The following is a 23844-nucleotide window of genomic DNA, read 5'->3' as shown; positions in this document are numbered from 1 at the left end:
TTTTTATTGTTTTTCTGTCGTGCTCAGATCGACATTTTCTTAAAGATGAATTCCGGGATGTGCCGGATGATCAACATGATGTAACGCCAGAAGAACGGTGTGTAGATCACGTTCTTTTTCCTGGCGACGGCGGTTAAAATATCGCCTGCCACGGCATCGGGCGAGGCGACCAAAAACATCCCCTCGATCCCCCAGGTCATCGCCGTGTCGACAAACCCCGGTTTCACCGTGACCACATGCCCGCCCGCGCGCGTCAACCGATTGCGCAGGCCGGACAGGTAGGTGGCAAAGCCCGCTTTCGCCGAGCCATAGACGTAATTGCCAATCCGCCCCCGATCACCCGCCACCGATCCGACGCCGACAACCGTGCCTTGGCCGCGTGCCTCAATGTAAGGCGCGAGCTTTTGCAGGAAAGTGGCCGGACCGATGTGGCTGTCGGTAACGACGCCTGCGATCAACTCGGGCGTGGCGTCAATCGCGTCTTGTTCCGGCATGGAGCCGACGAAGACCGCGCAGTTGATCACGCCCTCTTCCGCTGTCGCGCGCTCAATGATTGGCGCGAACGTGTCGGTGTCGCGCGCGTCGAAGAGCAACGCTTCGGCGCACACAGCGCCGCGCGCGAGACAATCGGCCGCCGTGGCCGCCAGATCGTCCATGTCGCGGCCACATAAAAACAAGGTCGCGCCCTCTTTCGCCAAGCGCCGCGCCATCGCGCGCGCCATCGACGAGGTTGCGCCCAAAATGATCCAGCTCTGTTGCATCATGCCGCTCCTGTGCCGTCGCGCAGGCCCAATCGGCGCACGAGGTCTGTCTCAAAGGCCCGTTCTGGGTCGGCTTTTGCCACCGCTTTGGCCCATGTCTCTTGGTCCGGGTACATGCCCGCGATTTGTGCGGCGCTGGCGACGCCGTCCTTGGCGAAATAAATCCGCCCACCCGCGTCATGCGCCATATCGGTGAGTTCGGAAATCAGATCTTCGGCCCCATCGCGATTGGGGAAATCGACCGCCAAAGTATAGCCCTCCATCGGGAAGGACATATAGCCGCCGCGCCCCGCACCCATCTTTTTGAGCACCGCCAAAGGTGAGGCCAGACCGGAGGTGCCGATCCGGGTCAACATCGCGCGCAGCATCTCGACCTGATCCATCGGCACGACGCATTGGAATTGGTGAAAGCCGCGTTTGCCATAGAGCCGGTTCCAGTTGTGGATCGCATCGAGCGGGAAAAATGGTTCGGTGATCGGTTTGACGGAGGTGCGGCCCTTGGCCGGAACCCGGCGGAAATACAGCTCGTTGAACACCCGCACCACGGGGGCCGACAGTGCCCAGCTTGGGGCATTAAAGGGCACGGATTTCGCTGCATCGCGGCTTTTGTTGATGCCGGAGGTGATCTCTCCTTCCTCCAAAATCCCGCGCCCCAACCGCGCGCCGGTGGCGGTCGCGTCAATCCAACCGACGGTGTAATCGGTGCGGCTCTCATCAAAGGCCACAAGGAAGTCGTCCAGCCCATCAATGCGCCGTTCGGTCAACACCATCATGTCACCTTTGCAGGGCATCAGTTGGATTTTCGCGCTGGCAATCACCCCGGTTTGACCCAAGCCACCCACTGTGGCTTTCCACAGATCAGGGGCGGATTTCGGGGTTATTTTGCGGGTTTTTGCCCCTTGGATCAGAGTGATCGCGGTCACATGCTGACCAAAGGAGCCCATCACATGATGGTTTTTGCCATGCACATCATTGGCGATACAGCCGCCGACCGTGGCAAATCCCGTGCCCGGCATCACCGGTGGAATCCAGCCTTTGTTGGCAAACGCGCGGCCCAGATCACCGATCGGCATCCCGGCTTCGACCTCGACGACCCCTGTGGCCGGATCAAAGGCAATCACCCGATCCAGCCGGGTCATGTCATAGGCGCGGCCATTGTGGTTCAGTGCGACATCGCCATATGAGCGACGCATGCCAAAAGCGGGGGCGTGGGTCTCAGTCAGATCACGGGTCAGGGTCGAGAGACGTTCGGGGCGGGCCACCAAACCAGAGGCCACGCGGGCGCGACCCCAGCCGGTGTAGGTGAGTTTATTCCAGGCCATATTGGACCTTCTTTGACAGGCGTTCAGCGAAAGGGAAAACCACAAGGCCGATGAGAATGGCGAACCAAAGCGTGGTCAGGCGAATGAGGACGGTGGCGGGCACGGACATGGCCAAAGGCACGCCTTCGAGGGACAAAAGCGCGATCATCGCGGCTTCGGCTCCGCCAAGCCCGCCGGGTGCGCCGGTCAGCCCGCCCGCCAATGTGGCAAACAAAAAGATCGCGATGGCACTGGCGGCATGAACCTCGGCGCCCATCCAATGCAGCAAGAGATAAAAGGCCATCCCTTCGGCCAACCAGCCGCAGAGAGCCAGAGTCGAACCCGCAAACAATGTGCCGCCTTTGGAGAACGGTTCAAGCGAGCGCGCCGCACGGCGGATGCGCGCGAACAGGCGCGGGGCCTTGCCCGTACTGCGATGCCCAAACTGGGCGAGGCTGGCCAAAAGCCGGGGGCGCGTGGCGATAAACGCCGCCAAAAGTGCGGCGATCACGACGGGCACTGCGCCCGAAATTTGCGACCCAGAGGCCACAAGCGCCGCGCCCATCAACACGGCCATCGCCGCCAAATCAGAGGCACGATCAACCAAGACGAGCGGTGCTGTGCGTTCAAACGCCCAGCCGGTTTCGCGTTTGATCCAGCGCATCCGCACCAATTCGCCGACCCGCCCCGGCGTGACCGTCATGGCAAACCCGCCCAAGAAATGGCGCAGGTTGGTGGCCAAGGAGAGCGGCAATCCGAGGTGGCGGGCAAACAGGTGCCAACGCAGTCCGCGAAACAGGTAATTGACCAACGAGAGCGCCAAAAGCGCAGCGCCCTGTGGGATCGACAGTTTGGTGATTTGAGCGCGGACCTCATCCCAACCCGTTGCGGTCACGGCTCCGACCAGCCCCACCGCGAGCAACGCCAAAAGGCCCAGCATGAGAGCGCTGTCGCGCAAACGTGGGGACATGTTCGATGCCTTAGGTTTGGCAGATATGGGACGCTGCTCGGCGGTCATGGACATTTTGGGCTCTGTGTGTGGCCTGATTTCCCGATGTTTTAGCGACAAATTGGGGCAAGAATATGATGCTGTTTCTTATTTTAGAACAATAAGGTCATGAAAAACGACGTGAAAAGCGCGGCCACCCGTTTGGGCCGCCGCGCTTTGTTTTGAATTTAGATATTCACAGAGGCCTTAGTCGACAATCGTCGCTTCGGTCGCGGCGCGCAGCTCGGCCTCGGTCACACCGTCTGCGCATTCGACGATTTTCAAACCGCCCTCAACCACGTCCAACACGCCTAGGTTGGTGATCACCCGGTCGACCACGCCAAGACCGGTCAGCGGCAAGGTGCATTCCTTGAGCAACTTGCTCTCACCATGTTTGTTGGTGTGGTCCATCACCACCACAACCCGGCCTACACCCGCGACCAAATCCATCGCGCCGCCCATGCCTTTGACCAGCTTGCCGGGGATCATCCAATTCGCCAAATCGCCCTTTTCATCGACCTCCATCGCGCCGAGGATCGCCATCGCGATCTTGCCGCCACGGATCATACCAAGCTGAACGAGCTGTCGAAATAGGCGGTGTTGGGCAGTTCGGTGATGGTCTGTTTTCCGGCGTTGATCAGGTCCGCGTCCTCTTCGCCCTCATAGGGGAAGGGGCCCATGCCCAACATGCCGTTTTCAGACTGAAGTGTCACGTTGACGCCTTCGGGGATGAAATTGGGGACCAGGGTCGGGATGCCGATGCCAAGGTTCACATAGGTGCCGTCTTCGAGTTCCAATGCGGCGCGCGCCGCCATTTGATTGCGATCCCACATGGCTTAGGCCTCCTCACGCTTGCGCACCGTGCGCTGTTCAATCCGCTTTTCGTGGTTGCCCTGAATCAGGCGGTGGACATAGACGCCGGGCATGTGGATGCAATCGGGGTCGAGGCTTCCCGTTGGCACGATCTCTTCGACCTCCATGATGCAGACCTTGCCACACATTGCGGCGGGTGGGTTGAAATTGCGGGCGGTTTTGCGGAAAATCGCGTTGCCAGTCTCGTCGGCTTTCCAGGCTTTCACGATGGAAATATCGGCAAAAATACCCTCTTCCAAAATATAGGTCTCGCCGTTGAAATCCTTGTGCTCTTTGCCCTCGGCGATCACCGTGCCCACACCCGTTTTGGTGTAAAATCCTGGGATTCCAGCACCTCCGGCGCGCATGCGTTCGGCCAAAGTGCCCTGCGGATTGAACTCAAGCTCCAACTCGCCAGACAGGTATTGCCGCATGAATTCGGCGTTTTCACCCACATAAGACGACATCATTTTCTTGATCTGGCGCGTCTCCAACAGCTTGCCAAGGCCAAAGCCATCGACACCCGCGTTGTTGGAGGCAATCGTCAGGTCCTTGACGCCGCTTTCCACCAGCGCGTCGATCAACAACTCAGGTATCCCACACAACCCAAACCCCCCGGCTGCGATCAACATCCCGTCATGTAAAAGCCCCTCTAAGGCCTCTGTGGCGGAGCCGTATACTTTCTTCATTACTCTCTCCCGTTTTGTTCGGCGCAATTGGAATGAATACGATGCGGGCTGTCAATGGAGGATGCCGCACTGCAACAAAATGGTGCAGCAAAAAGGGCCCGGTGAGGGGCCCTTTGGCAGATGGGGTCTGGGCTGGGTGGCGTTTTGCCCGGTTTACGCGTCTGGAGCCTTGGCCGCTGGTTTTTTGGCTGCGGGCTTTTTCGCGGCGGTTTTCTTGGCCGCCGGTTTTTTCGCGGCTGCCTTTTTCGCCGGGGCTTTCTTTTTGCCGCCCTTGGCCGCTTTTTCCGTGATCAATGCCACCGCTTGGTCCATCGTCAGGTCTTCTGGCGTGATGTCCTTTGGCAAGGTCGCGTTGACCTTTTCCCATTTCACATAGGGGCCATAACGGCCTTCCATGACGCTGATTGCGCCGCCGCCATCGGGATGTTCTCCTAATTCTTTCAACGGCTTGGCCGCAGAAGATCGACCGCGCCCCGGGTTGTTGCGCTTGTCGGTGATCAATTCAACCGCGCGGTTCATGCCGCATTCAAACACATCGTTCGGGTCTTTGAGATTGGCGTAAACCGGCTTTTCGTCGCCCGGCAGTTTGTGCATCAGATAGGGGCCAAAACGCCCGAAATTGGCGGAAATCAGGCCGCCTTCCGGATGTTCCCCGATCCGGCGCGGCAGGCTCAAAAGCGTGAGCGCCTTTTCAAGGTCCATCGCCTCCGCGTCCCAGCCTTTCGGCAAAGACGCGCGTTTGGGTTTCTTATTTTCCTCCGAAACCTCGCCGCGCTGCACATAGGGGCCATAGCGACCTGAACGCAGGGAGATTTCGTTGCCATCTTCGTCCTCGCCCAAAATCCGGTCGCCCGCTTCGGCGGCATCGCCACTGATCGGGCGGGTGTAGCGGCATTCGGGGTAGTTCGAACAGCCGACAAAGCCACCCGAGCGCGAGGTTTTCAGGTGCAAGCTGCCTTGGCCACAGAGCGGACAGACGCGCGGGTCGCTGCCGTCTGCGCGCGGCGGGTAAAGCTGTGGCGCGAGGGCGGCGTCCAATTTATCGAGCACTTCGGAAATCCGCAGCTCGGAGGTCTCGCCAATCGCCGCCGAGAAATCGCGCCAGAATTTCGCCAAAACCTCTTTGTAATCGAGATCGCCCGCCGAGATTTCGTCGAGTTCTTCTTCGAGATTGGCGGTGAATTCATAGCCGACATATTTGCGGAAGAAATTCATCAAAAAGATCGTGACGATCCGGCCTTTGTCTTCGGGGATCAGGCGGTTTTGTTCTTTGCGCACATATTCGCGATCCACAATTGTGGTCAGCACGGAGGCGTAGGTCGAGGGGCGGCCAATGCCCAGCTCTTCCATCCGTTTGACCAAAGTCGCCTCGGTGTAGCGCGGCGGTGGGTTGGTGTGGTGTTGCAGGCCCAAAATAGCGTCATCACCGGCCAAAATGGCCTCTTTGTCGGCGGCTTGCGCTTTCAGACCGCCCGCGACACGTTTTAACGCTTCGCCGTCCATGATTTGCGGCAGACGACCTTCGTCATCCTCGTCCACATCGTCGCGGCCTTCGGTGTAAACCGCCATAAATCCATCAAACACAATGACTTGACCTGTGGCGCGCAGCACGACCTCGTGGTCATCAGAGGTGATGTCCACGGTGGTCCGCTCAAGGCGCGCCGCCTCCATTTGCGAGGCAATGGTGCGTTTCCAGATCAGGTCATAAAGTTTGCGTTGATCCGCATCCGTCAGTTTCGCCTCATCGGGGGACACAAACATGTCGGTCGGGCGGATACATTCGTGCGCCTCTTGGGCATTTTTGGCTTTGTTTTTATAAATCCGCGGATTGGCGGGCACATAGCGGTCGCCATAGCGGGCTTTGATCGCGTCGCGCGCCTGCGTCACCGCTTCGGGGGCCATGTCGATGCCGTCGGTCCGCATATAGGTGATGAGGCCTGCCTCATAGAGGCGTTGCGCGGCGTTCATGGCTTGGCGCGCGCCCATGCCGAATTTGCGCGACGCTTCCTGTTGCAGGGTCGAGGTCATGAACGGCGCAGAGGGGTTGCGCGAGCCGGGTTTGGCCTCGACCGAGGCGACTTTGAGCGCGCGCGAGCTGACCGCTTGCACGGCCATCTCGGCGGTGAGGCGGTCTTTGAGGTCGAATTTGTCGAGTTTCTTGCCCGAAAGCTGGGTCAGCCGCGCTTCAAACGTCTGTCCGCGCGGGGTCTCCAAGAGGGCCTTGACGGTCCAGTACTCTTGCGGATTGAAGGCCTCGATCTCGATTTCACGCTCGACGATCAGGCGCAGACACACCGACTGCACCCGGCCTGCCGAGCGCGCGCCGGGCAGTTTGCGCCAGAGCACCGGGGACAGGTTGAAGCCGACAAGGTAATCCAACGCGCGGCGCGCCAGATAGGCATCGACCAGCGGCACATCGACTTGGCGCGGGTGTTTCATCGCTTCCAGGATGGCGGTTTTGGTGATGGCGTTGAAGGTCACGCGCGACACGGCGGTGGATTTTTTGATCGCCTTGCGTTTGGTCAGCGCCTCTTGCAGGTGCCACGAAATCGCTTCGCCTTCGCGATCAGGGTCGGTTGCGAGGATCAGTTCGTCGTCGTTTTTGAGCGCATCGGCGATGGCTTTGACATGTTTGCGACTGTCCGCGCCGATCTCCCAGGTCATGTCGAAATCATTGTCGGTGTCGACAGATCCGTCTTTGGCGGGGAGGTCGCGGACGTGGCCGTAAGAGGCGAGGACGGTGTAATTGCTGCCGAGATATTTGTTGATTGTTTTCGCCTTGGCCGGGGATTCAACAACAACAACTGGCATGGACTGTCCTTCGGGTTATGATTTCTTGGCCTTATGGCGGCGGAAAATGGGGTCTGCAATGACTGATTGTCAATGTGGCATCTACGGTTTTTTTGCGCCAAGGCAAGCCTGTTTATCCCGTCATGCGGCATGATGTCCGCGCGATACCTAAAGGTATCGGGACAAAAACCCGTGGATCAACGGCTTTGGGAATTTTTTGTGACAAGGCGTGTGACAGGGCAAATGGGAGCGGAATGAAAGGTCATCCCAGCGCCAAAAGTCCGCCGGGTTTGCGAAAGATGCGGCCATCGAGTTCGAGGGTGAGAATCTCGGAACTGAGTTGATCCGCCGGGATGCCGATGTCGCGGATCAGGTCGTCCTCCGGCAGGGGCGCACCAGAGAGACGGGCGAGGATTTCGTCATGCAGCATGGCGTGGCCTTTGAACCCGCGCAGGTCTGGACTGGGCGTTGGCCGGGGTGTGACGGGGATCGCGGTCGCGGGCGTGTGATGTACGGTTTGAGCCAAGGGCGAAGCGGCGGCCAGCGTGTCGATCACATCGCGCGCTCCCCGCACCAAGGTGGCGCCATCGCGGATCAACATGTTGCAGCCAGATGTGCGGGCATCAAACGGATGCCCCGGCACGGCCATGACCTCGCGCCCCTGATCCAGGGCATTGCCTGCCGTCAGAAGTGAGCCCGAGCGCGCCGCCGCCTCGATCACCACGGTGGCATGAGACAGGCCAGAGACGATGCGGTTGCGCATCGGGAAATGCCGGGCGAAGGGTTTCATGCTAAAAGGCTGTTCCGAGATCAAAAGCCCGGTCTCGGCGATTTTATGGTAAAGATCGGCGTTCTCGGCGGGGTAGATCATATCAAGGCCCCCCGCCAAAACGGCGATGGTGCCGCTCGCAAGCGCCGCCTCATGCGCCGCCGCGTCAATGCCACGGGCCAGACCGGAGGCGATGGCAAAGCCTTCCTCGCCCAATTCTCGCGCCAGAGTGCGGGCGAAACGCACGCCCAATGATGAGGCATTGCGCGCGCCGACCAGCGCCAAGGAAGGACGCTCAAACAGCGACAGGTCGCCCTTGACCCAAAGCGCGGGTGGGGCGTCATCAATCAGGGCGAGAAGGGCGGGATAGTCAGGATCGGCGCGGGTGATCAAACGCGCGCCGTGTTTACGACCGGCTTTCAATTCGGCCTCAACGACACCCCGCGGGCAGGTTTGATAATCGGATACACCGGCTTGTTTGGCGATTTCAGGGAGGGCCTCAAGGGCGGCGCGCGCATCGCCGTGTTCCTCCAGCATCCGATAAAAGGTGCTGATACCGACGCGGCGGGAGCGCAAGAGGCGGAGCCAATCGACCCGATCTTCCACGGTGTGGGGTGGGGTGAGGGGGTGGTGGGAAGGGATGAACTCCAAGATCAACTCTCTCCGTCTCTTGCCCTTTCACATTGCCGCAAATTGGTTAATGAGGCGTTACCAAAACCAAGAAACATTGCATTTTAGTGCAATGGTCTTGAATTTTTTTACCATACCGTCCGCTCTGCGCGCCGCACCTACGCAAAAGGGCGACCTCTTCGGCCGCCCTGTTCATAATGGTTAAAGCGTCACGCCTTTTACCTGAGACAGGGGAAAGGCGTGACGCTGCCAGACATATCCATGGTGTGGGCGTTCCGCCATAAACCCGTGATTCAGGTTTATGGCGGAACGCTTTAACGTGATCCGGTGCCGATCTGCGTGGGTCAGGCCGAGCCGCCGACGGTCAGCCCGCCGATCAAAAGCGTCGGCTGCCCCACGCCCACCGGCACCCATTGTCCCGATTTGCCACAATTGCCGACACCGGGGTCGAGCGCCATGTCATTGCCAATGGCGCGGATGTTGCGCATCGCGGTGGCACCATCGCCAATCAGCGTCGCCCCCTTGACCGGCGCGCCGATGCGGCCGCTTTCGACCCGATACGCCTCGGTGCAGTTAAAGACGAATTTGCCGTTGGTGATGTCAACCTGCCCGCCGGAAAAGCCCACGGCATAAATCCCGTCTTTGATCTCGGAGACGATCTCTTCGGGGGCGGCGTCGCCGCCGAGCATATAGGTGTTGGTCATCCGCGGCATTGGCGCATGGGCGTAGCTTTCGCGGCGACCATTGCCGGTGGGGGCGACATTCATGAGGCGAGCGTTTTGGCGGTCTTGCATGTAGCCCACAAGGATGCCGTCTTCGATCAGCGTGGTTTTGGACGAGGGCGTGCCTTCGTCATCGACCGAAATCGACCCGCGCCGATCCGGGATCGTGCCATCGTCCAAAACGGTGACGCCTTTGGCCGCGACCTGTTGCCCCATCAGACCGGCAAAGGCGGAGGTGCCTTTGCGGTTGAAATCGCCCTCAAGCCCGTGCCCGACCGCTTCGTGCAACAACACACCCGGCCAGCCGTTGCCAAGGGCCACATCCATGACGCCCGCAGGGGCAGGGACGGCCTCAAGGTTGACAGCGGCGATGCGCAGGGCCTCGCGGGCGACGGATTGCCAATGCTCGGGCTGCAACAGACCGTCAAAGCCATAGCGCCCGCCGCCACCCGCCGAGCCGCTTTCGCGTCGTCCGGCCTGATCGACGATGACCGAAATGTTGAGCCGTGCCATCGGGCGGATGTCGGAAACAAGCGTGCCTTCGGGGCGCAGTATGAACACCTCTTGATGCGAGGCGGCCAACGTGGCGGAGACTTGCACCACGCGCGGATCGAGGTCGCGCAGATAGGCGTCAATTTCGCCCAATGTGTCGATTTTGACCTCAAAGGCCGCACCATCGAGCGGGTTCTCATCCGTGTAGAGTTTGACATTCGTGGCGCGCGGGCCCGCCGCCATGGCGCCGCCGCCATCGCCCACCGCAAGACGGGCGGTTTCAGCGGCGCGTTTGATCGCAGCTTCGCTGATTGTGGTGGAATGGGCGTAGCCTGCGGTTTCGCCGCGCACGGCGCGCAGGCCGAATCCCTCGGAGGCATCATAGGATGCGGTGCGAATCCGTCCGTCGTCCAAAACGATGCCTTCGGAGGTGCGCCGTTCAAAGAACAGTTCGCCATCATCGGCCCCATCCACGGCTGCGCGCAGAATCGCCAGCGACGTGTCGAAGTCGAGTGTGTTTGTAAATGGGTCAAAACGTCTCGATGGCATTGATTTTTCTCCCTTGGGACTTGATCTAGATCAAAAAAACCGCTCAAAGCGGCGGGGAATTCTTGTCCCGTCGCGTCTAATATGGTTTTTGATGGGAAAGACTCAAACGAAAACGCACCCGCATGAACGGGGCGGCATCGACAGGCCCCTGCCTTCGACTGCAATAATGGGAAGAGAGAATGCGCACAAAACCCCTTTTGTCCGGCTTGGCGGCCGTTTTTTTCGCAACCCTTGGCGCGACACAAGCCTTTGCCCAAGATGCTGGTGAGCTTTTGGGTGCGCCTGTTTCCGGGAAAATGGGCTTTCAGCCCGCCGCGACCGAGTTGGCGCGCGATATTCACGGTCTGGATCATATGCTGAACTGGATTATCGGTGCGATTGTCCTTTTCGTTGCGCTTTTGATCCTTTGGGTGATCGTGCGCTATAATTCGCGCAGCAACAAAACCCCGGCGACCTTCACCCATCACACTCAAATCGAGGTGGCCTGGACGATTGTGCCGATTTTGATCCTTGTGGTGATCGGGGCTTTCTCGCTTCCGGTTCTGTTCAAGCAACAGGAAATCCCCGAGGGCGACATTTACATCAAAGTGACCGGGTATCAGTGGTACTGGGGCTACGAATATGTGGACGAAGGGTTTGCCTTTGACAGCTACATGATCGGTCAACCGGCCACGGGCGGCGAGTATATGCGCACCCCTGAGGTTGAGCAGATGTTGGCCGATGCGGGTTACACCCCCGATCAGTTCCTCTTGGCAACGGATACACAGGTTGTTGTCCCGGTTGGCAAAACCATCGTTATGGGCGTGACCGGCGCGGATGTGATCCACAGCTGGACCATCCCGGCCTTTGGCGTGAAACAGGATGCGGTTCCGGGTCGTGTGGCTGAACTTTGGTTCAAAGCCGAGAAAACCGGCACCTTCTTTGGTCAGTGTTCCGAGCTGTGTGGCAAGGATCACGCCTTCATGCCGATCACGGTGAAGGTTGTGTCCGAGGAAGACTACGCCACATGGTTGGCGGGCGCGAAAGAAGAATACGCCTCGATCGAGACCGCTCCGAGCGCGGTTAAATTGGCCTTGGCTGAGTAAGCGTCTTTCATCATTTCAGGTGAGGGCGGGTCAACCGCCCCATCTGGCACATTAAGTCCCACGCACGAAAACGCCCTGTCCGCACAGACATAGACCCCACAGGCACAGACCCAAAGGGCAGGTTTGAGAGGGCAGGGCCAAGGAATAGGTAGACGCGATGACTGACGCGACGATCAACATGGACGACAGCCGCGAGGCCGGGTTTGGCGATTATTTCGCCTTGCTCAAGCCGCGTGTGATGTCTCTCGTCGTGTTCACCGCCTTCGCGGGCATGATCGTCGCGCCCGGTGGCATTCACCCGTTTATCGGCTTTTTCGCCATTCTGTGCATCGCCATTGGCGGCGGCGCGTCCGGCGCGCTGAACATGTGGTATGATGCCGATATTGATCAGGTGATGAAACGCACGAAATCGCGTCCGATCCCGTCGGGCAAAGTCGCCCCCGAAGAGGCATTGGCCATTGGCCTGACGCTTTCGGCTTTCTCTGTCGTCATGCTTGGCCTTGCGACCAATTGGGTCGCTGCCGGGCTTTTGGCCTTTACAATTTTCTTTTACGCCGTGGTCTATACCATGTGGCTCAAACGCTCGACGCCGCAGAACATCGTGATCGGTGGCGCCGCCGGTGCCTTTCCTCCGATGATCGGTTGGGCCGCTGTGACGGGTGACATCACCCTGCCGTCCGTGTTGATGTTCATGCTGGTGTTCATGTGGACGCCGCCGCATTTCTGGGCTTTGGCACTGTTCATGAACGCGGATTACGACAAGGCGAAAGTGCCGATGTTGACCGTGACCCATGGCAAACGCGTCACCCGCAATCATATCCTGGCCTACACCGTGCTTTTGGCGCTGACCGCAGGTGCAATGTTCCTCACACCCTTGGCAGGCTGGGCCTATCTGGTGGCTTTTGTCGTGCTCAATGGCTTGTTCCTCAAGGGTGCGATTGTGATTTGGCGCCGCAATGAAGAGCAGGCCGAGGCCGACAATTACAAGGCAGAGCGGGCGTTTTTCAAACTGTCACTGGCCTATACTTTCCTGCACTTCACGGCGCTGATGCTGGACAAAGGGCTTATGGCCGCGGGCCTTGGAGGGCCGTTTTAAGATGGCAATCACCAAACTTCACGAAATTCATACCCGGCGGCGCTCGCGCAATGTTGGGCTTGGACTGGCCTTGGGCGTGTTTGTCATTTTGATGCTGGGGCTGACCGTGGCGAAAGTCACCGTGATCGACCCGGCGATCATGCAACGGGAGATTGCGAAGTAATGGCACTTCAGGGACCGCAAAAAACAGTTCTGCAACTTGTGGGGGTCGTTGCTCTCATGGGCGGGCTGGCTTGGGCGTCCGTGCCGTTTTATAGCTGGTTTTGCGCGGTGACCGGCTTTGGCGGCACCACGGCTGAGGCCTCGACAGGCTCCGATGTGATTCTGGATAAGACGATCAAAATCCGGTTTGACGCCAACACCGACCCGGATATGCCATGGGAATTCAAACCGGTTGAGCACACGATGGAACTGCGAATTGGCGAAACCGGGCTGGCCTTTTACGAGGCCTACAATCCGACCAATCGCACCATCGGAGGCACCGCGTCCTACAACGTTGCCCCGTTTGAAGCGGGCGGGTTTTTTACCAAAATCGACTGTTTCTGTTTCACCGAACAGGTGCTCAAACCGGGCGAGCGTGTGCTGATGCCCGTGACCTTTTATGTCGATCCTGAAATCACCACAGACCGGGATGCGAAGTTCGTACAACGCATCACCCTGTCTTATACCTTTCACGAAACCGACCTGCCCGACGACTACGCCGCTCTTGAGAGCGACGCAGCCCCGGTTTCAGGTCTGAACTAAGCTCGCATACGGGCAACCACCTCAAGGGAGAGGGACGCACATTATGGCGCATGAAAAGAACCACGATTACCACATCCTGCCGCCGTCGCCGTGGCCGCTCATGGGCGCTGCCTCAGCTTTTGTCATGCTGTTTGGCGCTGTTCAATGGATGGCCAACGACAACCCGTTCATTTTCCTGATCGGTTTTATCGGCGTTTTGTATGTGATGTGGAGCTGGTGGTCGGACACGATCAAAGAAAACCAGGCGGGCGACCACACGGCAGTGGTGCGCATCGGCCTACGCTATGGCTTTATCATGTTCATCATGTCCGAAATCATGTTCTTTGCCGCATGGTTCTGGGCGTTTTTCAAACACACGCTCTACCCGATGTCCGAATATCCGGGCGCGACCTATGTGCCGCCAGAAATCATCCCGATCGACGCGTTTCACCTGCCGCTGATCAACACGCTGATCCTGCTGTGCTCTGGGGCCGCTGTGACTTGGGCGCACCATGCTTTGGTGCATGGCAACGTGCGCAAAGACATCATCGCCGGTCTGGCCATCGGTGTTGGTCTTGGCGGTCTGTTCACCGTGTTCCAAGCCTATGAATATTATGAGCTTTTCGTACATGAAGGCTATACATTTGGCGGCGACTTCTTCTTTGGCTCCTTCTTCATGGCGACCGGGTTCCACGGTTTCCACGTCATCATCGGCACGATCTTTCTGACCATCTGTCTGGTGCGGTCGATGAAGGGGCATTTCACCCCTGACGATCACATCGGGTTTGAGGCTGCGGCGTGGTACTGGCACTTTGTGGACGTCGTTTGGCTGTTCCTCTTCGTGGCGGTTTACATCTGGGGCCAATAAATTTGGCACGGATCGGATGAGTATTTTGCTCACGGTAAAGACTTGATAGAAGGGCGCGATATTCGCGCCCTTTTGCGTGGGACCAGTTTTGGAGACGGCATGCTCAAACGAATGATCTTCCCCACCCTGATCGGTGTGATCGGCTGTGGCATCCTGATCTGGCTTGGGACATGGCAATTGGCGCGGATGGACTGGAAGGCGGGTATTTTGGCCGAGATCACCGCCGAGATCATCGCCGATCCGGTGCCCCTGCCTGCCGTGGTGGACCCGTCGATGAAATACCTTCCGGTGATGGCCGAAGGGGTGATTGGCGAGGGTGAGTTGCATGTTCTGGTCTCGCGCAAACAGATCGGTGCGGGCTATTTGATCGTAGCACCTTTGACGCTTTCGGATGGGCGTCGGGTGTTGTTGGATCGTGGCTTTGTGGAAGAAATGGCCAAGGATGCGCCGCGCCCAGAAGGGGCTGTGTCTGTGGTCGGCAATCTGCATTGGCCCGATGATATGAACAGTTCGACACCCGCGCCGGATCTGGGCCGCAACATCTGGTTTGGTCGCGATATTCCTGCGATGGCGGCGGCTTTGGGCACCGAGCCGATCCTGATTGTCGCGCGCGACAGCACGGGGGAGGGGATCGAGCCGATCCCGGTGGGCATCGAAGGCATCCCCAATGACCATCTGCAATACGCGATCACATGGTTTTCGCTGTGTCTTGTCTGGTTTGGGATGACTCTCTTCCTCTTGTGGCGTATCAGAACCCGAAAAGTTTAAAGCGGCGGACACAATGCGTTATATCTCGACCCGCGGCCAAGCGCCGGTGCTCTCATTCGAACAAGCGATGCTGACGGGGCTGGCCTCCGATGGCGGGCTTTATGTGCCTGAAACGATCCCGACACTCAGCGCGGATGAGATCGCTGGTCTGGCTGGAAAGTCCTATGAAGAGGCGGCGTTTATTGTCATGCGGCCCTTCATCGGCGACACGTTCACCGACGCCGAATTCAAAGAGATCATCGCCAAGGCCTACGCCGGGTTCAAACACGACGCCCGCGCGCCCTTGGTGCAACTTGGCCCAAACCATTTCTTGTTGGAATTGTTCCACGGGCCAACCTTGGCGTTCAAAGATTTCGCCATGCAACTGATCGGCCAATTGTTCCAAGCCGCCCTGTCGCGCTCCGGCAAACGTGTGACCATCGTTGGGGCGACCTCTGGTGATACCGGCTCGGCGGCGATTGAGGCGTTCAAAGGCCTGTCCAACGTCGATGTGTTCATCCTCTTCCCGCATGGCCGCGTCTCCGACGTGCAGCGCCGGCAAATGACCACACCGCCCGAGGCCAATGTGCATGCGCTGGCGGTTGAGGGCGATTTTGACGATTGCCAAGCTGCTCTCAAAGACATGTTCGCCGATATCGAGTTCCGAGATCACGTCAAGCTGGCCGCCGTGAATTCAATCAACTGGGCTCGGGTTTTGGCGCAGGTGGTATATTATTTCACCTCCGCCGTCTCGCTGGGCGCGCCGCATCGCGAGGTGTCGTTTACTGTCCCGACCGGAAACTTCGGTGACATTTTCGCGGGCTACATTGCCAAGCGTATGGGCCTTCCGATCAAGGATCTGGTGATCGCCACCAACCAAAACGACATCCTGCACCGCACCATGGTGACAGGCGCTTATACCAAAGAGGGCGTGACCCCCTCGATCAGCCCGTCGATGGACATCCAAGTCAGCTCCAATTTTGAGCGTGCTTTGTTTGACGTCTATGACCGCGAAGGCGCGGCGATTGCGCAATTGATGACGGAATTGAAATCGGGCGAATTCAAAATCTCTCAAGGCGCGATGGATCGCCTGCGCGACACGTTCACCTCTGGACGCGCGTCCGAGGACGAAACCTCCGCCACCATCTCCGCCATGCAGGCCCGCACGGGTGAGGTTCTGTGCCCACACACAGCCGTTGCGGTCAAAGTCGCGGAAGAGCATCTTTCGGATGTGCCGATGGTGTCGCTGGCGACCGCGCATCCGGCGAAATTCCCTGCCGCAGTCGAGGCCGCCTGTGGCATCCACCCGGCCTTGCCTGTGCATATGGCCGACCTGTTTGAGCGCGACGAGCGCTTTACAGTGGTCGCCAATGACCTGGATGGCTTGAAATCTCTCATTAAGGAGCGTCTCGCTTGAGCCCACGCATTCATACACTGCCCAACGGGTTCCGCATTGTGACGGAACTTCAACCCTCGATGCAGAGCGCCTCGATCGGCGTCTGGGTCTTGGCCGGTGGGCGGCACGAACGCGTTGAGCAAAACGGCATCGCGCATTTCCTTGAACATATGGCCTTCAAAGGCACCGAGCGACGCACGCCGTTGCAGATCGCCGAAGTGTTGGAAAACGTCGGGGGCTATTTGAACGCCTATACGTCACGCGAGGTCACGGCCTATTACGCGCGGGTGCTCAAAGACGATGTGTCTTTGGCGCTTGATGTGATCGGCGACATTGTTCTCAACCCGATCTTCGATCCGCGCGAACTCGAAGTCGAACGTGGCGTGATCTTGTCTGAGATCGGTCAGGCGCTTGATACGCCCGACGATGTGATTTTCGACTGGCTGCAAGAAGCGACCTTTCCGAAACAGGCGCTTGGCCGCACCATTTTAGGCCCTGCCGAACGGGTCCGCAGCTTTAGCCGCGATGATTTGGCGGGTTTTGTCGAAGAGCATTACAGCCCCGAGCGGATGGTGCTCTCGGCGGCGGGCAATATTGATCACGACCGGATCGTCGCAGAGGCTGCCGAGATTTTCGGCGGGCTCAAATCCCATGGCCGCGACCACGCCGATCCGGCGCGCTTTGAAGGCGGCGAATTCCGCAAGGTCAAGAAACTCGAACAGGCGCATTTTACCCTCGCCTTCGAGGGGCCGGGCTATCGCGACGAAGACATCTACATCGCTCAAACCGCGACCACCGCCTTGGGCGGCGGCATGTCCTCGCGGCTGTTCCAGGAACTGCGTGAAAAACGCGGGCTGTGTTATACGATCTATGCGCAATCGGGGGCCTATGCTGACACCGGCATGACCACGATTTACGCGGGCACGTCGGGCGATCAGGTGGGCGAATTGGCCGAGCTGACGATTGATGAAATGAAACGTGCCGCCGATGAGATGACCTTGGTTGAGGTCGACCGCGCCCGTGCTCAGATCAAAGCGGGTTTGCTCATGGGGATGGAAAGCCCGTCCTCGCGTGCCGAACGCAATGCGCGGATGATTGGCATCTGGGGCCGGGTGCCTGCGGTGGAAGAAACCGTCAGGCGCATTGATGCGGTGACTCTGGACGGGGTGCGCGATTTCTTGGCCAAGATCGGCACAAGCCGCGCCTCCATGGCGCTCTACGGTCCGGTCAAAGGTGCGCCCGATTTGGCAGACCTGCGTGAAAGGTTCGCCGCCTGATGTTCCAACGCCGACCGAAGGTGAGGATTGACACGGAGCGCCTTGTGCTCCGTTTGCCTTTGCATTCGGATTACCGTGCGTGGGCAGCGCTCAGGGGGGAAAGTGCCAGTTTTTTGCAACCTTGGGAGCCGACCTGGGCCGAGGATCATTTGGCGCGCAAAGCCTTCACCAACAGGGTGTTTTGGGCCGAGCGGTCGTATAAATCGGATGCGGCCTTGGCGTTGTTTTTGATCCGTCGTGAGGATCAAGCGCTTTTGGGGGCGCTCACACTTGACAACATCCGCCGTGGCCCGTCGCAAGCGGGCACCATCGGCTATTGGATCGGCGCGCGCTATGCCCGCCAAGGGTATATGAAAGAGGCCATCGCCGGCATGGTCCATCACGCTTTTTCACGGATGGACCTCAGCCGGATCGAGGCGGCATGTTTGCCCGAAAACGTGGCCTCGCGCGGGGCTTTGGAAAAGGCCGGGTTCAAATACGAAGGCGTGGCGCAATCCTATCTTCAGATCAACGGGCGCTGGCGCAATCACGTTCTTTATTCGGCACTGCGCCATGATCGGCGTGGTCCAACCACTGTGGGCTTGGCTTGAGCGTAGCCCAAACGGCGCTTGATTGGCGCAGAGGAGCTTGATCCATGACCCAGCCCGCCACAGCCGCGTTTTTGGACCGCCTTGCGGCGGCTTTGCCCTCCGGCACCCTGCGCGCGCGTCGTCCCGGTGAATTGGAGGACCCGCGTGGGCGTTACCATGGCCAAGCGGCGGTGATCGCCTGTCCGGGCCGCGTCGAAGAGGTCTCGACCGTGGTGCGAATGTGCCATGAGGCGGGCGTGGGCGTTGTGCCTTTGGGTGGGGGTACGGGGCTGGTTTTGGGGCAGGTGGCCTATGACGGCCCCGCGCCGGTGATCTTGTCTTTGGAACGCATGACGGCGATCCGCGCAGTTTATGCGTCGGAAAACGTGATCATTGCCGAAGCGGGTGCGATTTTGGCGGATGTCCAAGCCGCGGCCGCGGAGGCCAATCGCCTGTTTCCGCTGTCTTTGGCGTCTGAAGGCTCGTGTCGCATTGGGGGCAATCTTGCGACCAACGCGGGTGGGTTGAATGTGCTGCGCTATGGCAATGCGCGCGACCTGTGTTTGGGGCTTGAGGCGGTGATGCCGGACGGCTCGATTTGGCACGGTCTCAAACGCCTGCGCAAAGACAACACGGGCTATGATCTCAGGAACCTGTTGATCGGTGCCGAGGGCACATTGGGCGTGATCACCGCGGCCAGTTTGCGCCTTTTCCCGCGCCCGGATCACGCGGCCGCGGCGGTGTTTGTGGTGTCCTCGCCACAGGCGGCATTGGAGCTTTTGGCCATGGCGCAAGCGATGATCGGCGATGGCATTTCTGCCTTTGAACTGATGTCCGGCATGGGGTTCGCGTTTCTGTCGGAGACGATGCCCGATCTGCGCCAGCCGTTTCAGTCTCCTCCAGAGTGGTGCGTGTTGATTGATCTGGGGCTGTCTGGGGTGAGTGACCCTGAAGAGCGGCTTTCCGCCCTGTTTGAAGCGGGCAGCGCGGCTGGGCTGGTGAGCGATGGTGTTTTGTCGCAAAACGAGGCCCAGCGTCAGGCCTTTTGGGCGTTACGCGAAAACATCCCCGAGGCCAATCGGCGCATTGGCTCGATCTCGTCGCACGACATTTCCATCCCGCTGTCTCGTATCCCGGAGTTTATCCCTGAAGGGATTGAGCGACTTGGAAAAATCGCTGACATCCGGGTCAATTGCTTTGGCCATTTGGGCGATGGCAACCTGCATTATAATGCCTTCCCGGCCAAGGGGCGCAGCCGCGCCGAGTATGAAAATGTCCGGGGCGCGGTAAAGGCCTGTGTGCATGATCTGGTGGCCGAATATGATGCTCGATCAGCGCCGAACACGGGGTCGGGCGGTTGAAAATGGAAGACTTGGAGCGCTATGGCGATCCGGTCAAATTGGCCACGATGCGCGCGATCAAAGCGGCACTTGATCCGAAAGGCATCATGAATCCCGGCGCTGTTTTGCGCCAGATCGACGATCAGTTTGAGTAAAAACTACGCCCTGACCGGGGGGCGGTCAGGCGCGTGTGATCACTCACATGTGGTGCAAACAGCGTCCCGGCTCCTCGGGACAGGGCAATGATTAGGCTTGAGTCCTTACCAAACCGTTCACGTTCCCTCAAATTGGCACAGGGCATGAATGTCATAGCTTAGGTTTTCCAAAACGGCGCGCCCGCCCAGCTCCGGCAGATCGACGATAAAGGCACAGCCAACGATTTCGCCGCCCAAACGTTCGATCAATTTGATCCCCGCCGCCGCCGTGCCGCCCGTCGCCAAGAGATCATCAACCACAAGGATTTTCTCGCCCGGTTGGATCGCGTCGTCATGGATTTCGACAATCGCCTCGCCGTATTCGAGTTTGTATTCCTCGGAAATTACCGTACCCGGCAGTTTGCCTTTCTTGCGGATCGGGACAAAGCCGATGGAGAGTTGGTGGGCAATCGCGCCGCCCAAAATAAACCCGCGCGCCTCAAGGCCGACGACCTTGTCAATCTGCATCCCGACATAGGGATCAAGCATCTGGTCAATCGCCAAACGCATCCCGCGGGGGTCGGCAAAGAGCGTGGTGACATCGCGAAACATGATCCCTTCGCGTGGAAAATCGACGATGGTACGGATGTAATCTTTGACGGTTTTCATAAAAATTCCTCTTGCTTACGCCCGTTTGAGCGTGGCGGTCAGCGCGCCCATGCCGATCAGGGCTACGCCGCCGGTCCGGGTCAAATTGCGCAACACGCGCGGGCGTTGGATGCGTTGGCGCATCTTGTTGGCCAAAAGCGCATAGGCCAGCGCATTGAGTGCGGCCAGCCCCACGAAGGTGGCGATCAGGGCGGCGAATTGCGGCGCAAGGGCCGCCTCGGGCCGGATGAATTGCGGCACGAAGGCGATGAAAAAGCCGATGGATTTGGGATTGAGCGCGGTGACCAGGGCGGCATGACCAAACACATGTGTGGCGCTGACGTGATCCATCTGGGTCACATCGCCAAGACTGGCTTTGGGCGCGGAGCGCAGCATTTTAACGCCGAGATAGAGCAGATAGACCGCACCAACCCATTTGAGCGCAACAAAGGCCGTGGCCGAGGCGGCCACCAGCGCGCCAAGTCCCAAAAGCGAGGCGCTCATGGCGATCAAATCGCCCAAGGCGACGCCCAAAGCGGTGGCAACGGCGACCCGTTTGCCTTGGGTCAGCGCATAGGACAACACCAAAAGGATGGTCGGGCCGGGGATGATCAGCAAGACGAAAGACGCGGCGGCGAAGGCCAGCCAAAGATCAAAACTCATGTCTTATCCTTTCAAAACGCGACCGGCGACGGTCGAGAGTTTTTCGATGACGGCCGGATCGCGTCTGTCCGGCGCGGTCATGATGGCAAACTCAAGCGCCCGGTCACAGCCGTGTTCGCAGGGCGCGTAGGCCTCGGACAGCAGCGCGGGCAGGGCCGCGACAAGTGCTTTGGCGTGGTGCGTGTTGGCCTTGAGCGTGGCAAAAATCGCGGTGATGTCGACCGCGCCGTGATCCGGGTGCCAACTGTCATAATCGGTGACCATGGCGACGGAGGCGTAGCAGATTTCGGCCTCTCGGGCGAGTTTCGCCTCGGGCATATTGGTCATGCCAATCACGTCACAGCCCCACTCGCGGTACAGTTTGCTTTCGGCCATCGAAGAAAACTGCGGGCCTTCCATAGCGAGGTAAGTGCCGCCTTTATGGACCGCCACGCCGGTGGCGCGCGCCGCCTCATAGGCCAAGCCAGACAGGCGTTCACAGACCGGATGGGCGACCGACACATGGGCAACGCAGCCGGTGCCAAAGAATGATTTTTCGCGCGCGAATGTCCGGTCAATGAATTGATCGACAATGACAAAATCGCCCGGTGCCATCTCTTCGCGAAAACTCCCCACGGCGGAGACGGACACAAGATCGGTGACGCCGAGTTGTTTCATCGCATCAATATTGGCGCGATAATTCACGGTGCTGGGCGATTGCACATGGCCGCGTCCATGACGGGGCAGAAAGGCCATTTTGACGCCCTCCAACGTGCCGGTCAAAACCGCATCGGAGGGCGCCCCCCAAGGGGTGTCGATCTCTTGCCATGTGGCTTGTTCCAACCCGTCGATCTCATAGACCCCCGAGCCGCCCATCACACCAATCATTCGCTGCATTGCTGTCTCCTTGCATGGCCAGTTGATGCAAGTTTGCGGCGCAGAAAAAGGGCGCGCAAGGGGCAATTACGCCCGCCGGATGCGGGACCCGCCGCGAACCGTTTCAAGTGGGCGTCTCGACCTGCTGTACCCAGACCGATTGATACCACAATTCTGCGGGCGCTTGTGATTCCATAAAGGCGATGTCGTAGGCGTCACGACCGACCGAGATGATCGCCATGTCATCGGCGTGGCACATGCCGGTGGCGTCGACCAAATGCCATGCGCCACTCAGCCAAACTTCAGCAACGGCGTGGAAATCTTGTGGCGTGACGCAGGGGCTATAGGTGGCGACCATGCGGGCGGGGATTTGGGCGGCTCGGACCATCGAACACATCAGATGGGCGTAATCGCGGCACACACCTTGGCGTCCGGCGAAGGTTTCCAACACATTGGTGTCGGTATCGGAGCTTCCGGGGACATAGGACAGGTTGGTTTCGATCCAATCGCGGATCGCGGCCACCTTTTGCCCACCGGAAAGCCCGCCAAAGCGTTTGCTCACAAAACTGACGAATTTATCCGACTGGCAATAGCGCGAGGGCCGCAGGTAGGGCACGACCTCGCTCGGCAACATATGCCAGGGTGCGGCCACAAGCCCATCAAGGGCGACGCGCGGGCGGGTGATGTCCAACAGCGCACTGTAATTGAGCAACATCTCATAGCCGTGCACGCGGGCAAAGACGCGCTGACCCACATCCGAATCCCCATTGATGCGGCTGATCTCGGCATCGCCAATCAACAGGCTTTCATAGACGATCTCCTGGCCCGGCGCATGAGCCGCCTCAAGCGCCAAAAACACCGTGTTCGGGTTTGGAAAGCGGTAGGTCATCGCGACGTCGATTTGAATGCGCATTCCGTATCCTATGGGTGTGGCTGAATAAGTACAAAGCCGACAGGGGTGGGGAGAAGCTGCCCTCTCTCTTTCTGCCGTATCTGGTCTTGGATCAGCTTTCAACGGGAGTCAGAGGTCCGTGGCCTCGTCCCGTTGGAAGGCGCGTCGTTTTCACAAAACGGTTGCGTTGAGGATGCCGCATGACCGTTTGATAGGCTAACCCGGCAGCGTCACAATCAGCGCGCCCTTGCTGGTCGCCACGACCGTGTGTTCGTATTGGACGACGGGGGCGCTTGGGGTGCTGTAAAGGGTCCAGCCATCCTCGCCTTGGTCGGCCCAAAGCCCACCTGTGGACAGAAAAGGTTCGACGGTGAGCACAAGCCCTTTGCGGATGCGGCGTTTGTCACCCCGCGTTGGCCACGTGGCAATTTCCTCAGGGTCTTCGTGCAACGCTCGACCCACGCCATGGCTGGCGAGATTGCGGATCAGCGTGTATCCGCGCGCCTGTGCGAAGCGGCCAATGGCATTGCCGATGCCCGCCAAGGGTTTGTCTGCGCCGACCTGTGCGATCCCGATCTGCATGGCGCGTTTGCCATCGCGGCACAGGCGGTCCAGTTTCTGCGGTCCAGATTTGGACGACAGGGTAGAGACCCGATGGGTCGCACCAGTGTCGGCAAAATAGCCATTTTTGGACGCCGACACATCAATATTGACCAGATCGCCGGGAGAGATCACCCGATCTCCTGGGATGCCATGGGCGATTTCTTCGTTCACACTGATGCAGGTGGTGCCCGGAAACCCATAGGTGGCGCGCGGCGCAGACACGGCACCGACGCGTTCAAGACAGGCGCTGCCGATGTCATCAAGTTCGCGTGTCGTCATGCCGGGTTCCATCGCTTTCGACATGACCTGCAACGTGTTGGCGACAATCCGGCCGATGTCTTTCAACCCGTCCAACTCGTCCTGCTGGGTGATCGTCATGCGGGGCATGTCCTTCTATCGAGGCGG

21 protein-coding genes and 2 pseudogenes are annotated in these 23844 nt (G+C 59.2%); 10 read left to right on the top strand and 13 right to left on the bottom strand.

The features are described from left to right. Positions 1 to 23 precede the first annotated feature (23 nt). The 8 genes and pseudogenes from C8029_RS03585 to tldD all read right to left on the bottom strand — a co-directional run bounded on the left by C8029_RS03585 (position 24) and on the right by tldD (position 10543). The gene (locus C8029_RS03585) at positions 24 to 761 is read right to left on the bottom strand and encodes an SDR family oxidoreductase (protein WP_009571108.1); all 738 of its coding nucleotides are present in this window, start codon (positions 759 to 761) and stop codon (positions 24 to 26) included. Next, positions 761 to 2083 (bottom strand): FAD-binding oxidoreductase, encoded by a 1323-nt coding sequence (locus C8029_RS03580; RefSeq protein ID WP_009571107.1) that lies wholly within the window; start codon positions 2081 to 2083, stop codon positions 761 to 763. Before C8029_RS03580 ends, C8029_RS03585 begins: the two co-directional genes overlap by 1 nt. Beyond that, complete coding sequence (locus C8029_RS03575; protein ID WP_009571106.1) at positions 2070 to 3032, bottom strand: lysylphosphatidylglycerol synthase transmembrane domain-containing protein; 963 nt, start codon at positions 3030 to 3032, stop codon at positions 2070 to 2072. The genes C8029_RS03580 and C8029_RS03575 overlap by 14 nt, the downstream gene beginning before the upstream one ends. A 225-nt stretch (positions 3033 to 3257) precedes the next feature. Beyond that, a pseudogene (locus tag C8029_RS03570) lies at positions 3258 to 3883 on the bottom strand (3-oxoacid CoA-transferase subunit B). 3 nt (positions 3884 to 3886) lie between these two features. Continuing rightward, on the bottom strand, positions 3887 to 4591 hold the full coding sequence (locus C8029_RS03565) for a CoA transferase subunit A (protein WP_009571104.1): 705 nt from the start codon (positions 4589 to 4591) through the stop codon (positions 3887 to 3889). 153 nt (positions 4592 to 4744) lie between these two features. After that, complete coding sequence (gene topA, locus C8029_RS03560) at positions 4745 to 7402, bottom strand: type I DNA topoisomerase (RefSeq protein WP_152002249.1); 2658 nt, start codon at positions 7400 to 7402, stop codon at positions 4745 to 4747. A gap of 241 nt (positions 7403 to 7643) precedes the next feature. Then, positions 7644 to 8807 carry a DNA-processing protein DprA gene (gene dprA / locus C8029_RS03555; RefSeq protein WP_152002248.1) on the bottom strand — a complete coding sequence of 388 codons (1164 nt, stop codon included), beginning with the start codon at positions 8805 to 8807 and terminating at the stop codon, positions 7644 to 7646. 317 nt (positions 8808 to 9124) lie between these two features. Beyond that, positions 9125 to 10543, bottom strand: coding sequence for a metalloprotease TldD (tldD, locus tag C8029_RS03550; RefSeq protein WP_152002247.1), 1419 nt, complete (start codon positions 10541 to 10543; stop codon positions 9125 to 9127). A gap of 179 nt (positions 10544 to 10722) precedes the next feature. Between tldD and coxB the strand changes: the two genes are divergently transcribed. The 10 genes and pseudogenes from coxB to C8029_RS03500 all read left to right on the top strand — a co-directional run bounded on the left by coxB (position 10723) and on the right by C8029_RS03500 (position 19799). After that, the gene (coxB, locus tag C8029_RS03545; RefSeq protein WP_152002246.1) at positions 10723 to 11628 is read left to right on the top strand and encodes a cytochrome c oxidase subunit II; all 906 of its coding nucleotides are present in this window, start codon (positions 10723 to 10725) and stop codon (positions 11626 to 11628) included. A gap of 157 nt (positions 11629 to 11785) precedes the next feature. Beyond that, positions 11786 to 12724 (top strand): heme o synthase, encoded by a 939-nt coding sequence (gene cyoE / locus C8029_RS03540; protein ID WP_009571099.1) that lies wholly within the window; start codon positions 11786 to 11788, stop codon positions 12722 to 12724. Position 12725: 1 nt separating this feature from the next. Next, positions 12726 to 12887 (top strand): cytochrome c oxidase system small membrane protein, encoded by a 162-nt coding sequence (locus C8029_RS03535; protein WP_009571098.1) that lies wholly within the window; start codon positions 12726 to 12728, stop codon positions 12885 to 12887. Further along, positions 12887 to 13468 (top strand): cytochrome c oxidase assembly protein, encoded by a 582-nt coding sequence (locus C8029_RS03530; protein ID WP_009571097.1) that lies wholly within the window; start codon positions 12887 to 12889, stop codon positions 13466 to 13468. Before C8029_RS03535 ends, C8029_RS03530 begins: the two co-directional genes overlap by 1 nt. A 43-nt stretch (positions 13469 to 13511) precedes the next feature. Then, positions 13512 to 14315 (top strand): cytochrome c oxidase subunit 3, encoded by an 804-nt coding sequence (locus C8029_RS03525; RefSeq protein WP_009571096.1) that lies wholly within the window; start codon positions 13512 to 13514, stop codon positions 14313 to 14315. Positions 14316 to 14414: 99 nt separating this feature from the next. Continuing rightward, a complete protein-coding gene (locus C8029_RS03520) occupies positions 14415 to 15083 on the top strand; it encodes an SURF1 family protein (protein WP_193217582.1) in 669 nt (222 codons plus the stop codon). A 13-nt stretch (positions 15084 to 15096) separates the two neighbouring features. Continuing rightward, a complete protein-coding gene (gene thrC / locus C8029_RS03515) occupies positions 15097 to 16479 on the top strand; it encodes a threonine synthase (RefSeq protein WP_152002244.1) in 1383 nt (460 codons plus the stop codon). Beyond that, the gene (locus C8029_RS03510) at positions 16476 to 17735 is read left to right on the top strand and encodes a M16 family metallopeptidase (protein WP_152002243.1); all 1260 of its coding nucleotides are present in this window, start codon (positions 16476 to 16478) and stop codon (positions 17733 to 17735) included. The genes thrC and C8029_RS03510 overlap by 4 nt, the downstream gene beginning before the upstream one ends. After that, positions 17735 to 18325 (top strand): GNAT family N-acetyltransferase, encoded by a 591-nt coding sequence (locus C8029_RS03505; RefSeq protein WP_152002242.1) that lies wholly within the window; start codon positions 17735 to 17737, stop codon positions 18323 to 18325. Before C8029_RS03510 ends, C8029_RS03505 begins: the two co-directional genes overlap by 1 nt. A 44-nt stretch (positions 18326 to 18369) precedes the next feature. Beyond that, positions 18370 to 19799, top strand: a pseudogene (locus tag C8029_RS03500) (FAD-binding oxidoreductase). A 117-nt stretch (positions 19800 to 19916) separates the two neighbouring features. Here C8029_RS03500 and C8029_RS03495 read toward each other — a convergent pair. The 5 genes from C8029_RS03495 to map form a co-directional block, all read right to left on the bottom strand. Then, positions 19917 to 20447 carry an adenine phosphoribosyltransferase gene (locus C8029_RS03495; RefSeq protein WP_193217581.1) on the bottom strand — a complete coding sequence of 177 codons (531 nt, stop codon included), beginning with the start codon at positions 20445 to 20447 and terminating at the stop codon, positions 19917 to 19919. Positions 20448 to 20462: 15 nt separating this feature from the next. Then, positions 20463 to 21089 (bottom strand): LysE family translocator, encoded by a 627-nt coding sequence (locus C8029_RS03490; protein ID WP_009571089.1) that lies wholly within the window; start codon positions 21087 to 21089, stop codon positions 20463 to 20465. Positions 21090 to 21092: 3 nt separating this feature from the next. Beyond that, on the bottom strand, positions 21093 to 21965 hold the full coding sequence (locus tag C8029_RS03485; protein ID WP_009571088.1) for an S-methyl-5'-thioadenosine phosphorylase: 873 nt from the start codon (positions 21963 to 21965) through the stop codon (positions 21093 to 21095). A gap of 103 nt (positions 21966 to 22068) precedes the next feature. Next, complete coding sequence (locus C8029_RS03480) at positions 22069 to 22857, bottom strand: transglutaminase-like domain-containing protein (protein WP_152002240.1); 789 nt, start codon at positions 22855 to 22857, stop codon at positions 22069 to 22071. 195 nt (positions 22858 to 23052) lie between these two features. Continuing rightward, positions 23053 to 23817 (bottom strand): type I methionyl aminopeptidase, encoded by a 765-nt coding sequence (gene map, locus C8029_RS03475; RefSeq protein WP_152002239.1) that lies wholly within the window; start codon positions 23815 to 23817, stop codon positions 23053 to 23055. Positions 23818 to 23844 lie beyond the last annotated feature (27 nt).

Source organism: Roseobacter sp. TSBP12 (genome assembly GCF_009129705.1).
Classification (GTDB): Bacteria; Pseudomonadota; Alphaproteobacteria; order Rhodobacterales; family Rhodobacteraceae; genus Celeribacter; species Celeribacter baekdonensis_A.
Note: the sequence above shows the minus strand (reverse complement) of the source record. Positions and strands in the feature narration are given on the sequence as shown.

Bases quoted from the DNA above. Each gene is read 5' to 3' on its own strand.
- C8029_RS03585 (WP_009571108.1), bottom strand. From the start codon at position 761: ATGCAACAGAGCTGGATCATTTTGGGCGCAACCTCGTCGATGGCGCGC.
- C8029_RS03580 (WP_009571107.1), bottom strand. From the start codon at position 2,083: ATGGCCTGGAATAAACTCACCTACACCGGCTGGGGTCGCGCCCGCGTG.
- C8029_RS03575 (WP_009571106.1), bottom strand. From the start codon at position 3,032: ATGTCCCCACGTTTGCGCGACAGCGCTCTCATGCTGGGCCTTTTGGCG.
- C8029_RS03565 (WP_009571104.1), bottom strand. From the start codon at position 4,591: ATGAAGAAAGTATACGGCTCCGCCACAGAGGCCTTAGAGGGGCTTTTA.
- topA (WP_152002249.1), bottom strand. From the start codon at position 7,402: ATGCCAGTTGTTGTTGTTGAATCCCCGGCCAAGGCGAAAACAATCAAC.
- tldD (WP_152002247.1), bottom strand. From the start codon at position 10,543: ATGCCATCGAGACGTTTTGACCCATTTACAAACACACTCGACTTCGAC.
- coxB (WP_152002246.1), top strand. From the start codon at position 10,723: ATGCGCACAAAACCCCTTTTGTCCGGCTTGGCGGCCGTTTTTTTCGCA.
- cyoE (WP_009571099.1), top strand. From the start codon at position 11,786: ATGACTGACGCGACGATCAACATGGACGACAGCCGCGAGGCCGGGTTT.
- C8029_RS03535 (WP_009571098.1), top strand. From the start codon at position 12,726: ATGGCAATCACCAAACTTCACGAAATTCATACCCGGCGGCGCTCGCGC.
- C8029_RS03530 (WP_009571097.1), top strand. From the start codon at position 12,887: ATGGCACTTCAGGGACCGCAAAAAACAGTTCTGCAACTTGTGGGGGTC.
- C8029_RS03525 (WP_009571096.1), top strand. From the start codon at position 13,512: ATGGCGCATGAAAAGAACCACGATTACCACATCCTGCCGCCGTCGCCG.
- C8029_RS03520 (WP_193217582.1), top strand. From the start codon at position 14,415: ATGCTCAAACGAATGATCTTCCCCACCCTGATCGGTGTGATCGGCTGT.
- thrC (WP_152002244.1), top strand. From the start codon at position 15,097: ATGCGTTATATCTCGACCCGCGGCCAAGCGCCGGTGCTCTCATTCGAA.
- C8029_RS03505 (WP_152002242.1), top strand. From the start codon at position 17,735: ATGTTCCAACGCCGACCGAAGGTGAGGATTGACACGGAGCGCCTTGTG.
- C8029_RS03495 (WP_193217581.1), bottom strand. From the start codon at position 20,447: ATGAAAACCGTCAAAGATTACATCCGTACCATCGTCGATTTTCCACGC.
- C8029_RS03490 (WP_009571089.1), bottom strand. From the start codon at position 21,089: ATGAGTTTTGATCTTTGGCTGGCCTTCGCCGCCGCGTCTTTCGTCTTG.
- C8029_RS03485 (WP_009571088.1), bottom strand. From the start codon at position 21,965: ATGCAGCGAATGATTGGTGTGATGGGCGGCTCGGGGGTCTATGAGATC.
- C8029_RS03480 (WP_152002240.1), bottom strand. From the start codon at position 22,857: ATGCGCATTCAAATCGACGTCGCGATGACCTACCGCTTTCCAAACCCG.
- map (WP_152002239.1), bottom strand. From the start codon at position 23,817: ATGACGATCACCCAGCAGGACGAGTTGGACGGGTTGAAAGACATCGGC.